Genomic DNA, 14884 nt, shown 5'->3' on the forward strand with positions numbered 1-14884 from the left:
CGACCGTTGGGACGCGGACTCGACGATACATGCCTCAAAGCGAAACCCGACGGGGAAAAAATCCGCGCGTCTCGGCCCCGGTGCCGCGCCGGGGTGGGACCTTGTAAACGCCGCAGGATGCGTTATAAAAGAGCATCCAGCGGTCTCGTCGGAGATTCCGGTTCATGAATCACGCGGAGGAATCAGCCATGGCAACCATCAATGTGGCCCTGATCGGCCAAGGCTTCATGGGACGCTCCCACTCCAATGCATGGGGGCAAGTGGCCAAATTCTTCAAGCCGCCCATCAAGCCCGTCATGCACACAGTGTTCGGTCAACCGGAGGAGAATCCGCAGGCCTTTGCGGCAAATTGGGGATGGCAAAACGCATCTACGGACTGGGAGGCCTTGGTAAAATCGCCGGAGATCGGTTTGGTGGACGTGGTGACCCCCAATTACATGCATGCGCCGGTCGCCAAGGCCGCCATCCTGGCGGGTAAACATGTGGCGTGCGAGAAACCGATCGCCGGGACGCTGAGCGACGCCCGCGAAATGGTCGAGGCCGCTAAGAAGGCGAACGTCAGAACTTTCGTTTGGTTCAACTACCGGCGTTGCCCCGCCGTGGCTCTCGCCCATCAATTGGTTAAGCAAGGCAAGATCGGTGAGATTCGACACGTTCGCGCCACCTATTTGCAAGACTGGGCCGACGAAAACGTCCCCCTCTTGTGGCGATTCGACAAGACCCTGGCCGGTTCCGGCGCCCACGGCGACCTGAACGCCCACATCGTCGACATGACGCGATTTGTGACGGGGATGGAGATTGTGGAGATCGCCGGCGCGATCGCCGAGACCTTCATCAAGAAGCGCAAACTGCCGACGGGAGTAGCGGCCGGCGGTATCGCCTCGGGACGGGCCGGCGTCGATCAGTGGGGCGATGTCACGGTCGACGACGCCGTGCTTTTCCTGGCAAGATTCTCGAACGGCGCCGTCGCCAGCTTCGAGGCCGCGCGCCAAGCCACCGGCAATCAGAATCGAAATACCTTCGAGATCAACGGCAGCAAAGGCTCCCTGAAGTTTGATTTCGAACGGATGAACGAGCTCTTGTTTTACGACGCCACGTTGCCCCGGGCCGTGCAGGGCTGGACCAACATCATGGTAACGCACGGCGGCGACCATCCGTATGTCGCCAATTGGTGGCCGGACGCCCACATCATTGGATACGAACACGGTTTCGTCAATCAGGCGTTCGATATCCTCAAGGTCTTGGCGGGCGAGCAACCGACGGTACCGCTCCCGGACTTCGAGGACGCGTACAATACGCAGCGGGTCCTAGAGGCGGCATTGATTTCCGCCGCGGAACGCCGGCCCGTAAACCTGGATGACGTGAAGTAACAAGCAAAGCGTCAAGACAACAGGCGGTAGGCGGTTTCTCGATTTACCTCAAACACTTCGGAATGGGGAGAACGCCGAAATCGCCGCTTCGACTTGCCGCAACCTAAGTCTTGTTGTCGCGAAAGGTTGGAATCACCACCCTGCTTAGACTCGCCACTTGGTCTTACATCCACAAGCAGGGCGTTGCCGCGAAGAGGAAGTCGCGCACTTCAGGGCGATTGGGAGGTGAGGAACACATTCCCAATCGCCCGCTTTTTTGGCCTTCTCCCGCCGTTACTCGCGGCTTCGACCGGTGACCAAGAGAAGGTAGTAGAACAAGGTCAGCACGGCCTGTAAGGTCGCCGCCACATAGGTCAGGGCCGCCGCATTGAGGACCTTGTTCACGTACGCCATCTCCTCCCGCGGTACGATTCCCAGCGCAACCAACTGCTGCTTAGCCCGGTTGCTGGCATTGAACTCCACCGGCAGGTTCACAAGTTGGAAGAGAACGACGGCCGAGAACAGAATCACACCGGCCCAAGCCAACCATTGCAGCCCCAAGCCGATCCCGAAAAGCAGGGCCAAAAGGCCGATGTTGCTGCCGAAACCGGCTACCGGCACGATGGCCTGCGTGAACACCAACGGCGCATACGCCCGCGCGTGTTGAATCGCGTGTCCCGCCTCGTGGGCTGCAATTCCCACCGCAGCCAAGGTATTTCCCCGATAGACGTCGGGGCTTAAACGAATTACCCGTTCCGCGGGGGAATAATGATCGCTCAGCTCGCCGGGCGTCACTTCGACGGCCACGTCCTGGAGTCCCGCCGAATCTAGGATATAACGCGCCGCCGCCGCGCCCGACAAAGACGCTCGCATCTGCGATGCCCGCGCATAGGTGCTCCGCACGCGATAGTTTGCCCACAACCCCAACAACAAGGCCGGGGCAATCAAGATGAAATACAGCGGATCAAAAAACATCGTTAGCTCTTTTCCCTATCGCCCGAAACCATTTTGCACGCTGCTGTCGCAGCTCCCAACACCCTTTTTCGACGAAGCCATGATAGCTGGGGCCGGAGCGAACGACCGCCACTGCGTCCACTAACCAAATCTTTTGAGGGGGAGGCTACAACTCTCATTCATTGCATTCTACGTTATCGTTGCCCCGCGGCCAGCCCTTGTTGCGTCGGCTCGTCGATCGGTCCTCTCCGTAAACCGGCTTCTTTCCGGAGGCCGCCCCCTTGCCCGCAACAACTCCCTGCGATCCCTAATTGCATCTTGCGGTGATGGAGGCTAACATTGCTGACGCAAAGGGGAACCCCCGTCACGGAACCATGGCCGCAGTTGTGCCGGTGCTGTTCCGCGCGGAGGCTCGCACGTCACCTACCCGTTCGTCAAACCCCACCGTGGTCCACCTCTACCGGTTTCGAAAGGATCGCACACCATGAAGGGTCCCCAAATCCAACGCAGGTCATTATTGCAAGGTCTGGCTGCGTCCACTTTCGTCGTGCCCTATTGGGTTTCCGGCCGGGCGTTGGGGCTGGAAGGAGCCGCACCCGCCGGCGAGCGCGTGCTGACCGGCCATATCGGCGTCGGAGGTCGCGGCAGCGATCTCTTGCGAGGCTTTCTGACCAACCCCGGTGCTCAACCCGTTGCCGTGGCCGATGCCTATCAAGATCGACGCGAGGCCACGGCGGCCGCCATTCAAGGCAAGGCTTACGCCGATTTCCGCGAATTGTTGGCCCGCGACGACATCGATGCCGTGGTGATCGCCACGCCGGATCACTGGCACGTCCCCATCGCCCTGATGGCGGCCAAGGCCGGAAAACACGCCTACGTCGAAAAACCTCTCGGCCTGACGATCGAGCAGGATTTGATCTGCCGGAACGTCTTTCAGCAAAAAAAGCTCGTCTTTCAATACGGCACGCAGCAACGCAGCTCGGCACACTGCCGATTCGGTTGCGAACTCGTGCGGAGCGGAAAGATCGGCGAATTGAAGCGGATCGAAGTGATCGCCCCTGACGGCGGCGTGGGGGGAGTGACGGACCCGACCGATCCGCCGCCCAACCTCGATTACGAGATGTGGATCGGCCCGGCTCCCATGAAGCCGTATACCCCCAGCCGCTGCGTCACCCCCGGCACGTACTGGATCTACGACTATTCGATCGGCTTCTTAGCCGGATGGGGCGCCCACCCGTTGGACATCATGGTTTGGGGCTGCGATGCCGATCTGGCCGGGCCGATGACTTTCAAGGGATCCGGCGAAATTCCCACAAAAGGCCTGTACGACACCGTCATCCATTGGGATGTCGCCGTGCAAATGGCGAACGGGGTAGAGATGACCTTCAAGCCGGGCAGCGACTCGACCAAATTCATCGGAACGGAAGGCTGGGTCGACGTTCGCCGCTCAAGCATCAGTGCCGAACCGAAGTCTCTACTGGACATCAAGTTAGGTCCCGACGACGTGCATCTCACCGTCAGCCCGCGCCACGACATCAACTTCACGGACTCGATCAAGGCCGGTAAAGAGGCGATCGCTCCCGTGGCCGACGCCGCGCGATCCGACATCATTAGTCAAATGTGCGACATCGCAATCCGCCTGGGACGCGAGGTAACTTGGGATCCCAAAAAGGAAGAGGTTGTGAACGACGCAGAGGCCTCCGCCATGATGCACCGCCCGATGCGCGAACCTTGGCGTCTGGAGGTCTGAGCCACGCGCCGGGCGGACCGATTACCGATATCCCGCAGCTAACCGGGCTTCACCGTGTTCACAAAAGAAGCGGCCTGCGCAGCGCAGGCCGCTTCTCGTTGCAACGAAGGTCAAAACGGAAGCCCATTCGCCTCGGAGGCCACGGTAGCCCTCCATCCGCGACATTCTTTTACCAACCGATCGAGAAGCCGACCCGCGGGCCGTAAATGCTTACCGAACCGTGCCCCGACGACCGATAGCGGTAGTAGTCGTACCCCCTGTAGTACGAGTGGGAATGCCCATAGTGCGGGACCGCAACGGGCGGGTGTCCCGGGAACGGAACGACCACCGGCGGGTGATGCGGAACCGGAGGCCGAATCACCACCGGCCCACCGTAGCAGCTCCCACGATAGGGCGGATAGCCGTGAGCTGCAAAATGCACCGCAGCGTGCGGGCCGGCACCGGAGCTCCGCACCACCGTCGTGCTGCGGGAACGCTGGACGGAAACCTGATCGGCCCAAGCCTGGGAACCGATCGCCAACACACCAATCACCGCAAGACTCATCGTAGCCCAACGCATCGCCGTGTCCTCCTCTGAAAAGGAACCTGGGTCATGGATTTCGCGACGCCGTCCGTCGCAAACCTGCCGTGCCAGTTCCTCCTCTGTGCAAGCGACATTCCATTGATCCAAAGAATCCATAAGTCGTTATAGAATAGTAATAAAAGAAAAATCTCCAGCATGAGCACGGCGCTCATTCTGGAGATTGCGCTATCCAATTGATGTCACAGAGAAGTCAAATCGATTGCGCACTAATACCCGGGCGGCGTCGATCCACCCCCGAGCTAACGCACAAACCGGAAAGGAGGACGAAGAACCGGCTGCCTCTCAGCAACTGCGTCGGTGCCTTCCGTGCGAGCTTCCACAGAATGTTATCGTAATCGGATGGGCCGGAATTACCGTTTTTTCCGGAATTTCCCCGCCGCTACTCGATCTCGCAGGCGCACAGGCTCCCAAGCCGCTTGCGCCCGTGGCGACCGGTCACACTCCCTCGGCGATTTTCCGGCAGATGGCATCCGCCATCTCCTGCGTTCCTACCGCCGTGGGATCATCCCGATTGGGTTTCATATCGTAGGTGACGTCTCGGCCTTCGCGAATGACTGCCGCCACCGCCCGTTCGAGTCGGTCGGCCGCGTCATTTTCGTTCAAATAGCGGAGCATCAAGACAGCCGACAAGATCAGCGCGGTCGGATTGACCTTATTCATCCCTTTGTACTTCGGCGCGCTGCCGTGCGTGGCCTCGAAGACGGCTCCTTCGTCGCCGATGTTGGCGCCGGGGGCGACACCCAGCCCTCCGATCAGGCCGGCCGCCAAATCGCTGAGGATGTCGCCGTACAGATTGGGGAGTACCAGTACGTCGTAAAGCTCCGGCTTCTGCACGAGCTGCATGCACATGTTGTCCACGATCCGATCTTCGAATTCGATCTCCGGATACTCTTGGGCAACGCTCCTCGCGACTTCGAGAAACAGACCGTCCGTGAACTTCATGATGTTGGCCTTGTGAACGGCCGTCACTTTCTTGCGACCGTTCGCCTTGGCGTATTGAAAGGCAAATCGCACAATCCGCTCGGTCGCGGAGACGCTGATCGGCTTGACCGAAATCCCGGTTTCCGCCGAGCCGGTCTTGATCTTTCGATCGGTGGCGATCCGGTTGATGACCTCGATCAACTCGGCGGTCGCCGCCGCCCCCCGCTGGAACTCCACGCCTGCGTACAGATCCTCCGTGTTTTCTCGCACAATGACGAGATCGACGGGGACGCTCTCGAAGAAGGTTCGGACGCCGGGGTAATACTTGCACGGCCGGAGGCATGCATACAACCCCAGTGCCTGGCGGAGATAGACATTGATGCTGCGAAAACCCGTGCCCACCGGAGTCGTAATCGGCGCCTTCAACGCGCAGCGCGTTCGGCGGATGCTTTCCATGGTAGCATCCGGAAGAGGAGTCCCCACTCGCTCCATCACATCCACGCCCGCCTCTTGAACGTCCCAACGAATCTCCACTCCCGTGGCATCCACGCAACGGCGAGCCGCGGCCGCCAGCTCCGGACCGACACCGTCGCCCGTAATCAACGTGACATCATGCGGCATGGATGCGTTCCTCTCCTTCCTTCGTTCTCTCGTTGCAAAAAAATCGTTGCTCAAATCGGCTTTCCGGTCCGAAGTCGGGACGCCCGACCCGATACAAGGGCCCGGAGGCCGGTTCGCGGGGTAAATCCCCTGCCGAAGCTCCGGCAAGACAATCGATTTTACCAACTGCCGACGAACAATAAACCCATCGCGCGGTGATTGCGGACCGCCCCCCGTCATTTCCGCTAGAGGAAGTAAGCAACACGGGAGCCGGTATCGGCAACAACTGCACTGTCGGGGAAGTCTGGTAAAGGCCCGTATGGGAAACTATAATCATCACTTTGTACGCCTCCGGGAACGCCACCCCGCCGGAGCCGGCGCTGAACGACGGACGTCGTTTCCCAGCAGCGCAACCGTCCATGCCGCCCGCCGATTACGCGAGCGGCCCTCAACATTTTTTCGCCGAAGGCATTCCGACGGGTCGCGTCGCCGTGGTCGAGGCCATTGCCGTAATATCGGCCTGCCGCGACCATCACCATTCGCTCGATGAGGCTTCTTTACCGCAAGGGGAGTCGAACAAGATGGCTGCAAGAGAGAGTCGGCCCATGATCGAGGCCGTCGGCCTTTCTAAGTATTACGGCGACTTCGCGGCGGTGGAAAACGTCACGTTTTCCATTCACGACGGTGAGGTTGTGGCCTTTCTCGGTCCCAACGGCGCCGGTAAGAGCACGACCATGAAGCTGCTGACGGGCTACCTGGCCCCGTCCGCCGGGACGGCGCGGATCGCCGGGTACGACATGTCTTCGCAGCGACTCGAGGGATCGCGACGACTCGGTTACCTGCCGGAAAACGGCCCCTTGTACCTCGACATGCCGCCCATCGCCTTGCTGCGATTCTTCGCTGAGGCACGAGGCATTCCTCCCTCCGAACGCACCGCCAGAATTCGCGAAGTCGTGGAGCTTTGCTCCCTGGAGGGCGTGTTGGGCAAGCCCATCGGCAAGCTCTCGCGCGGCTATCGTCAACGGGTCGGGATGGCGCAGGTGCTTCTCCACCAACCCGACGTGCTCATCATGGACGAGCCGACCGCGGGTTTGGACCCCAACCAAATTCACGAAGTCCGCGAAACCATCCGTCGCTTGATGGACCAAAACAAGACGATCTTGCTATCCACCCACATCCTGCAAGAGGTCGAAGCCATGGCCACCCGCGTGTTATTCATCAACGAGGGACGCCTGGTGTTCGACGGCTCGGTGGAGGCGGTGACGCGCGGCGGCCGCCCGCTCGATCAGTGGTTCCGCGAAATGACGACCGCGGCCGAAGAGGCGGTCGCCACGTGACGGAAGCGGGCCCCCCCGCGCCGGCCTTGCCGGGTTCAGGCGGAGGTGCCTCGCGCGGACCGCTCGGTGAATTGATGGCAGCTTCGACGCCGCTGTTTCCTTACAACTTTCGCGGCCCATGGAACGGACGAGGACGACGTTTTTCCGCCCAAGCGATCGGGAATCTCCAGCTCGCGTAGGCCACATACAACCTTGGGTGCAAACCGATTCGGAAACGGGTACGACCATGAACACGAAGGTCTTGCTTGCGGTTGTCAAACGCAACTTTCTGAGTTACTTTGCCAGCCCCACGGCTTACCTATTCATCTGCGTGTTTGTGGCTTTGAGCACCATGGCGGCCTTTTGGCCCAACGACTTCTTCGACGCCAACCTGGCCAATCTCGACCAGCTCAATAAATGGTTTCCATACGTCATGCTGGTCTTCATCCCGGCCGTGACGATGGGAATCTGGTCCGACGAGCGGCGGCAGGGTACGGACGAACTCTTGCTGACCATGCCCGCCACGGATTGGCAAATCGTGCTGGGCAAATACCTGGCGGCCGTTTCGATTTTTACCGTCTCGCTCCTGTTCTCGCTGGTTTGCAACACGGCCGTGCTGTTTTCCCTGGGCAATCCCGACGTCGGATTGTTGGTAAGCACGTACATCGGTTATTGGCTGGTGGGACTGGCCATGCTCGGCGTGGGCATGGTGGCGTCGTTCTTCACCGCAAACCTGACGGTGGCCTACATCTTGGGCGTCGTCCTTAATGCCCCCGCCGTGTTTCTCAACGCGGCCGACGCCATCCTCCGCCACGACGTAGCCCTGGAAGCCAAAGGCTGGAGCATCAGCGAACAGTTCGGCACGTTCGGTCGGGGTTTGATCACGCTGTCGGCCACCGCCTATTTCATCGCCTTGGTCGCGCTGTCGCTGTACCTCGCCATGGTGCTGATCGGTCGCCGCCATTGGCCCACGGGAGAATCGCGTCTCCCCGCCGGCCTGTTCTACGGCGTCCTTCACTTCTGCTGGATCGGCAGCGTCGTAGTCTTTTGGGTCTTTTTGCGAGACCGATTCTCGGACGTGAATCTGCTCATCGTGGTGCTGGCCGCCGCCTACTTCTTAGTGCATGCCGGCTTGCTGTACCTTTGGCAATCGCGCCCCAATCGCGGGGCCATGACCACCCTCTCGCTGGTTCCACCTGCCATGCACGTGTTGTGCGTATTGGTCGTGCTGGGTGCGGCCGCGTTCTTGGGCGGGAACCTAACTCGAGGAGAAGCAGAATCCCCTGCCACATTTTGGATTCTGCTGGGCATCTTGCTGGCGCTGCACGTCTTGTTTTTCCTAGGTTGGTGGCTCTTCCCGCGGCAGACCTCCTTGATGCCCGCCCATTTTACGATCCGCGCCGCGGCCTTCGGCACACTGGCCTTGGGGCTTGTCGCCTTGCTGCAAACGGCCGACTTGCGTCTAGACATGACCAGCGAGCGACTCAGCTCCCTTTCTCCCGAAACGGTAAATATCCTGCGATCCCTCAATCCCGAGCACCCCGTGCAAATCGAGGCCTTCGTCAGTTCGGAGGTCCCGGAGAGCTACATCCAGGTCCGTGCCAACCTGATCAATCTGCTGCGGGAATTCCAGGCCCGCGGTAAGAATCTTCGTGTGCGAATCAACAATACCGAACCGTACAGCGCCGAGGCGCAGCGAGCGGCCGACCGCTTCAACATCACGCCGCAACGCGTGATGGCCATGCAGCAGGGGCGCTACACCGAGATGCGGGTGTTCCTCGGCGTGGCCTTCACATGCGGCCTCGAGAAGGTGGTGGTTCCGTTTATCGATCGCGATATCCCGGTGGAGTATGAGCTGATCCGTTCCGTGGCCACCGTCACGCAGCAAAAACGGAAGCGGTTGGGGATACTCGATACCGATGCGAAGTTGTTCGGCGAATTCGCGATGGGCGGGGGCGAAGGCCGTTGGCCCATCGTCGACGAGCTGGAAAAACAATTCGAAGTCGTGCGGGTCGCTCCCGCCGACCTGGTAACCAATGACGAGGAATGCGAGAAGGCCGGCATGAAGGTTTTGGGCCTGGCCGACGCCGCGGAGGAAAAGATCGTCGACCGCGGCCGCGAATTGCTGAACATCAGCGAACCGCGCGAAAAGCTTTCCCCGGATCAGGTCACTCAATGCAAGGACCGCGTGCGAGAGGAGGCCTTGAAGCTGGGGCGATTGGACGTCTTGTTGGCGGTCCAACCTTCCTCGCTTTCGCCGGACGACATGAATCGGTTCCTGGCCGCGGTGAGCTACGGGCAACCCACCGTGATTTTCGAGGATCCCATGCCCATCTTCGCCTCCAGCGTCCCCGCCACATCCGATGAGCGGCGGCCGCCCATGCAGATGATGATGTTCGGGGCACGACCGCAGCCCAAGGGAGACATCACCGCTTTGTGGCGCAAATTGGGAATCGATTTCTCCGCCGACGAAATCGTTTGGCAGCAGTACAATCCTTATCCCAAATTGGAACTCTTCCAGCGCAATCCCGAATTCGTGTTCATCAACCGCAATTGCGGGGCGGACGAGCCGTTCAACCGCGAACAGGCCGTCACGGCGGCTCTGGAACAGGTGCTATTTCCATTCCCGGGTTATTTGACCCGCCTGAACAATTCCACCATGAAGTTCACGCCGTTGACGCGTACCGGCCGAGTCACGGGCACGGTTCGCTTCAACGACGTTTTTCGCATGGACTTCTTGACCGGACGGCGGCAAATCAACGATCAACGACCGCGCCGTGCGACCAAAATGGAATATGTTTTGGCCGCCTTGATCGAGGGCACGCTGCCCGAACTCAAGGTCATCGCCGGGGGAGAACAAAGCGATCCCGCCGCCCCGCCCTCCGGAAAGGTGGAAGAAGTCGCCGGCAAGACGCATCCCGTTCGTGTGGCGCTGGTGGCGGACATCGACATGCTGCACGAGACCTTCTTCCGCCTGCGACAACAGAAGGATTTGCCGGGGCTGGACGTGCGGCTCGACTTCGACAACGTCACGATGGTGCTGAATCTGCTGGACCAGATGGCGGGCGAGGACCGGTTCATCGACATTCGCAATCGCCGACCCAAGCACCGCACTCTCACGCGCATCGAAAAAGCCACTGAAATCGCCCGGCAACGAGCGGCCGAGCAACGGCAAAAACTGCAAGACGCCTACGATCAAATCGAGAAGGAAGAGCGCGAAAAGCTGGATCAAGCCGTGAAAAAGCTCGAAGCCGATATGCAGAAGCAGAACCTCAGCACGGACGAGATCGTGCGGCGCGTGGCCATCGCTCAGCAGCAGGGCGAACGGCGGATGTCCGCGCGGATGGAGGAAGAGCGTCAAAAACGCGATCGCGAATTGGAACGGATCGAAACCGAACTGGCGCTCTATGTGCGAGGCCTACAAAACTCGTACAAGATGGCGTCGGTTCTCATTCCTCCGCTGTTCCCCCTGGCCCTGGCCGCCGTGATTTTCGTATGGCGCAGGGCCAAAGAATTGGAGGGAGTCCCCACGCGGCGTCGAGCCCGTCGCGGAACGACCTGACCGCGTGAATGCCGTCCCGCTGCGAGTTTGGGCAAGGCACACGTAATTCGATTTCGGAATTTCCATTTCGCGTCGATCAGCACTCAGCCGCTTCCGCCTCGTTTTCGAGCGGAACGCCGCCCAAGAGGAGTAGTTCTCCATGACCGAAACCCGTAAGACCTTTCTTTTCGTCGGTGCGACGCTGGTCGTCTTGGCCGTTGCCTGGTGGGTGCGATACGTCCCTCCTGCCGGCGACGTCGGTGACATGCGCGGCAAAGTCCTCTTTCCCTCGTTCTCCAATGCCCTTGACGCGGCGAGTTTGGAAATCACGGAATACGACCCGAACTCCGTCGGCATCAAGACCTTTAAGGTGGCGCAGGTCAACAATCGCTGGTCGATTCCCAGCCACGACAATTATCCGGCGGATGCCAAGGACCATCTGGCTCAAGCCGCCACGTCCCTGATCGGATTGACGGTGCTCGACGTCGCGGCATCCTCGCCGACTCAAGAGGAGTTGGCGATGTTCGGCGTTGTGACCCCCGATCCCGACAAGACGACTCTCGGCACGCGCGGCATCGGCAAGAGGGTGATCATGCGCGATGCCGGCGACCGCGTCTTGGTCGATATCATCTTGGGCAACAAGCTCAAGGACGATCCGCAACTGCGTTATGTCCGCGTCAGCGGGCAAGATCCCGTCTACGTCGTCAAGCTTTCCGACGACAAGCTTTCCAGCAACTTCGGGGACTGGATCGAGAAAGATTTGTTGAAACTCAATCCGTGGGACGTCAAGGACGTGCAACTGCACGACTATTCGTTCGACAGCCTCACCAGCGGCATCGAGCCGCGATCACAAATCGTCTTGAAGTACGACGATCTCGGCAACCCGCGCTGGAGCCTGTCGCAAGACTTGGCGTTCGATCCGCAAAGTATGTCTTGGAAACCCCGTTCCCTGGCGGACGACGAGGAACTGGATACCGCCAAGTTGGACGCGCTCCGCACGGCCGTCGACGATCTGAAGATCGTGGACGTCCGCAAAAAGCCGGAAGGGCTGAGCGCTTCCTTGAGCAGCGACGGTTCTTTCGCCACGAACCAAGAGGCGCTTGCCGACCTCCAGCGGGCCGGCTTCTTCGCCACCTCGGCCGGGCAGTTCTACCGCATCTTCCCACCCCTCGGCGCACGCAAGATCGACATGAACGGGATGGAAATCATTTCCAGCGAAGGCGAAATTCGCGTGGGTATGAAGGACGGGGTACGATACCTGCTCCGGTTCGGGCGGATTCTGGAGGGTCAAGGCGGGGATGCGGAATCCGGCAGCGATCAGAACGTCAATCGCTTTCTGCTGGTCACTGCGGAGTTCGACCCGCAACTGATCCCCGAGCCGGAATTGGAGCCTTTGCCCGACCTGCCGCCCGAACAGGCCGCCCCGAGCGAGCCGCAAGCCGGGGAGACTCAGAACACGCCTCCGGACGATGCGACCGCCCAAGCCGGCGAGACCGGCGAATCCAAGGCCGAAGACGGCCAAGACGGCCAAGACGGCCAAGACGGCTCCCAGGCCGAGAAACCTGCCGGCGAAGCCGCGGAAAAGAAAACCGAGGACGTCAAAGCGGAACGCGAACGCATCGAAAAGGAGAATCAGCGGAAGCGCGACGAGTACCAGGAAAAGCTTAAGAAGGGCGAAGAGCGGGTCAAGGAATTGAACGCCCGCTTTGCCGAGTGGTACTACATCATTTCCGATGAGGTGTACCGCAAGATTCGCCTCAGCCGGCAAGATATCGTCAAGAAGAAAGAAGCGACGCCCCCCGCCCCCGGAACGCCATCCGAGAACGGCGGCGCTACGCCCGAGGAAACGCCCGGGGAAAAGGAATCGCAACCCGCGGCAGCGGATGCTTCCGCCAATGAGACGCAAGCGCCGCCCCCCGCTGCGGAGTCGACGGAGCCTCCGAGTGGCGAAATGCGTGCCCCCGAGCCGCCGTCGGAAGGGGCTTCGTCCGGCGGTACTGTTTCTCCGCCGTCGGAGGGTGGACGAGACGAGTCCGGCGGGCCTTCACAAACCCCCGGCTCCGCCGACACCCAAGGTGACACAACGCCCGGCGAGGCGAGCGTGCCTTAGTTTTGGGCTGGCCGGAGACGCCGGCCGTCCCCCCCGACAACCGCTCAGAAGGACGCCGCCCGCGGAATGACGCAGCGATCAATGTCCCTTCGAGGGACGCCATCCTGCGTCCTTTTCTACGGTGATGATTTGGTCGGCGGGGATGTTCTCAACGACTTGCGTCCCGCCGCCGTGCCATTGGATTTCGATTCGATCCACTCTGTCGCGTTCGCCTAAACCGAAGTGGAGCCGCATCCCCCAGTGGCTTTGATAGCCGCGGCCGCTGTGAACCTCGTCGTACTGCACGAGGTCGCCGGCCGTCACTTTCACGCGGCTCCCCACGCCGAACCGATTGTAATCGGAGCGGCGGAGGTCGATTTGGATCCAGTGATTACCGTTTTCCGTTTCGTTTCGCAGGACGTGGGCCGGGGCCTCCGAATTCAAAACCACCACGTCGATCCTTCCATCCGCATCGAGGTCGCTCAAGGCGATGCCGCGCGTCGATTCCACCAATCGCGGCAGGTCGCCGGCGCTCGCCGAGACGTCCGTGAACTTGCCGTTGTCGTTGCGTAACACGGCATTCGCAACGCGGTAGGCGGTGGTGTCGTCGAGCTGCTCGATCTTATCGTTGATGTGGCCGATACCGATGAAGATGTCTTTGTCGCCGTCATTGTCGAAGTCGGCGAAGCCGCAACCCCAGGTGACGTAGGGATAGGCCTTGCCTCCCGCGCCTGTATGAAAGGTCACGTCTTCGAACATATCGCCCAAATTGCGATACAGGACGGGCCATTCGCTCTGATAGTCGGTCATAAACAGATCGAGCCGGCCGTCGTTGTCGTAATCCCCGCAGTCCACGCCCATGCTGGCGTTCGGATCGCCGTACCCGTTGTAGGCGACGCCGCGTTCGACGGCCTCTTCCGTGAAGAAGCCCTTGCCGTCGTTGATGAAGAGAAAGTTTTCTCGGACGTCGTTGCCGACGAAGATGTCGGTGTCGCCGTCGCCGTCGAAATCGCCCGCAACCATGCCCATCGCCGTGCCGCGAACCGCCCCGATGCCCGAGCTTTGCGTCACATCCTCGAAGGTTCCGTCCCCGCGATTGCGATACAAGGTATCCTGGTCGGGCTGGTACTCCTCGGGACTGCCGTACACGGGAACGCCCGTCAATTGATGGAAGACGTGCAGTTCGTCGCGGAACACGATGTAGTTGCCGACGTACAAGTCCAGCCATCCGTCGCCGTCGATATCCACGAATAGCGCGCCGGCCCCCACGCGATTGCCGTTAGCGGTGCCGGTTTGCCGCGTTACATCCCGGAAAGTCCCGTCGCCGTTGTTGCGATAGAAGACGTTGGGGCCGTAGTTGTTCACGTAGAGATCCAGTAGGCCGTCGTTGTCGTAGTCAGCGGCGGCCACCCCCAGACCGAATCCCTTGTCGCCCACGCCGGCATGATCCGTGACTTCCGTAAACCGGAACCCGCCGTCATTGCGATAGAGGGCGTTGCGCGGCGGTGTCGGGAATTTGCAGCCGGGGAGCGGTGCCGCGTTCAGGAAATAGATGTCGTCGTCCCCGTCATTGTCGTAGTCGAAAAGGCAAAGCCCGGCCGTGACCGTCTCCACCAAATAATATTTGCCGCAGCCGCCCCGGGTATGAACGAAATGCACGCCGGAAGCGGCGGTCCTGTCTCGAAATACGATCGGCGCGGCGTCGTTCGCTATGCCCGGTATTGTCGTTATTCCAAGCAGGATGGCCGAAAGAAAGCAGGTCCGAACTCGCAAGCAGTTTC

Annotated in this window: 9 protein-coding genes; 5 read left to right on the forward strand and 4 right to left on the reverse strand. The window is 60.5% G+C overall.

The window, feature by feature from the left end:
- The first annotated feature begins 188 nt into the window (after nt 1-188).
- A complete protein-coding gene (locus ACZ5B4_RS08300; RefSeq protein ID WP_464913968.1) occupies nt 189-1370 on the forward strand; it encodes a Gfo/Idh/MocA family protein in 1182 nt (393 codons plus the stop codon).
- Nucleotides 1371-1643: 273 nt separating this feature from the next.
- On the opposite strand, the gene ACZ5B4_RS08305 is transcribed toward ACZ5B4_RS08300, so the two are convergent.
- Nucleotides 1644-2324, reverse strand: a complete 681-nt coding sequence (locus ACZ5B4_RS08305; protein ID WP_464913969.1) for a zinc metallopeptidase — start codon at nt 2322-2324, stop codon at nt 1644-1646.
- A 463-nt stretch (nt 2325-2787) separates the two neighbouring features.
- On the opposite strand from ACZ5B4_RS08305, the gene ACZ5B4_RS08310 reads away from it, so the two are divergent.
- The gene (locus ACZ5B4_RS08310; RefSeq protein ID WP_464913970.1) at nt 2788-4053 is read left to right on the forward strand and encodes a Gfo/Idh/MocA family protein; all 1266 of its coding nucleotides are present in this window, start codon (nt 2788-2790) and stop codon (nt 4051-4053) included.
- 169 nt (nt 4054-4222) lie between these two features.
- On the opposite strand, the gene ACZ5B4_RS08315 is transcribed toward ACZ5B4_RS08310, so the two are convergent.
- Together ACZ5B4_RS08315 and ACZ5B4_RS08320 are read right to left on the reverse strand one after the other, a co-directional pair.
- The gene (locus ACZ5B4_RS08315) at nt 4223-4612 is read right to left on the reverse strand and encodes a hypothetical protein (protein ID WP_464913971.1); all 390 of its coding nucleotides are present in this window, start codon (nt 4610-4612) and stop codon (nt 4223-4225) included.
- A 459-nt stretch (nt 4613-5071) separates the two neighbouring features.
- Nucleotides 5072-6178, reverse strand: a complete 1107-nt coding sequence (locus ACZ5B4_RS08320; protein ID WP_464913972.1) for an isocitrate/isopropylmalate dehydrogenase family protein — start codon at nt 6176-6178, stop codon at nt 5072-5074.
- A 560-nt stretch (nt 6179-6738) separates the two neighbouring features.
- On the opposite strand from ACZ5B4_RS08320, the gene ACZ5B4_RS08325 reads away from it, so the two are divergent.
- The 3 genes from ACZ5B4_RS08325 to ACZ5B4_RS08335 all read left to right on the forward strand — a co-directional run bounded on the left by ACZ5B4_RS08325 (nt 6739) and on the right by ACZ5B4_RS08335 (nt 13124).
- Nucleotides 6739-7494 (forward strand): ABC transporter ATP-binding protein, encoded by a 756-nt coding sequence (locus ACZ5B4_RS08325; RefSeq protein WP_464914007.1) that lies wholly within the window; start codon nt 6739-6741, stop codon nt 7492-7494.
- 226 nt (nt 7495-7720) lie between these two features.
- Nucleotides 7721-11035, forward strand: coding sequence for a Gldg family protein (locus ACZ5B4_RS08330; RefSeq protein ID WP_464913973.1), 3315 nt, complete (start codon nt 7721-7723; stop codon nt 11033-11035).
- A gap of 139 nt (nt 11036-11174) precedes the next feature.
- Complete coding sequence (locus ACZ5B4_RS08335; RefSeq protein WP_464913974.1) at nt 11175-13124, forward strand: DUF4340 domain-containing protein; 1950 nt, start codon at nt 11175-11177, stop codon at nt 13122-13124.
- Nucleotides 13125-13202: 78 nt separating this feature from the next.
- Here the strand turns inward: ACZ5B4_RS08335 and ACZ5B4_RS08340 are convergent, their stop codons facing one another.
- On the reverse strand, nt 13203-14876 hold the full coding sequence (locus ACZ5B4_RS08340; RefSeq protein WP_464913975.1) for a CRTAC1 family protein: 1674 nt from the start codon (nt 14874-14876) through the stop codon (nt 13203-13205).
- Between the last annotated feature and the right edge of the window lie 8 nt (nt 14877-14884).

It is taken from the genome of Thermogutta hypogea, assembly GCF_055386265.1.

What these genes read in the sequence shown, in the direction of transcription:
- ACZ5B4_RS08300 (WP_464913968.1), top strand. Translation starts at nt 189, where the DNA reads ATGGCAACCATCAATGTGGCCCTGATCGGCCAAGGCTTCATGGGACGC.
- ACZ5B4_RS08335 (WP_464913974.1), top strand. Translation starts at nt 11,175, where the DNA reads ATGACCGAAACCCGTAAGACCTTTCTTTTCGTCGGTGCGACGCTGGTC.
- ACZ5B4_RS08315 (WP_464913971.1), bottom strand. Translation starts at nt 4,612, where the DNA reads ATGCGTTGGGCTACGATGAGTCTTGCGGTGATTGGTGTGTTGGCGATC.
- ACZ5B4_RS08330 (WP_464913973.1), top strand. Translation starts at nt 7,721, where the DNA reads ATGAACACGAAGGTCTTGCTTGCGGTTGTCAAACGCAACTTTCTGAGT.
- ACZ5B4_RS08310 (WP_464913970.1), top strand. Translation starts at nt 2,788, where the DNA reads ATGAAGGGTCCCCAAATCCAACGCAGGTCATTATTGCAAGGTCTGGCT.
- ACZ5B4_RS08305 (WP_464913969.1), bottom strand. Translation starts at nt 2,324, where the DNA reads ATGTTTTTTGATCCGCTGTATTTCATCTTGATTGCCCCGGCCTTGTTG.
- ACZ5B4_RS08325 (WP_464914007.1), top strand. Translation starts at nt 6,739, where the DNA reads ATGGCTGCAAGAGAGAGTCGGCCCATGATCGAGGCCGTCGGCCTTTCT.
- ACZ5B4_RS08320 (WP_464913972.1), bottom strand. Translation starts at nt 6,178, where the DNA reads ATGCCGCATGATGTCACGTTGATTACGGGCGACGGTGTCGGTCCGGAG.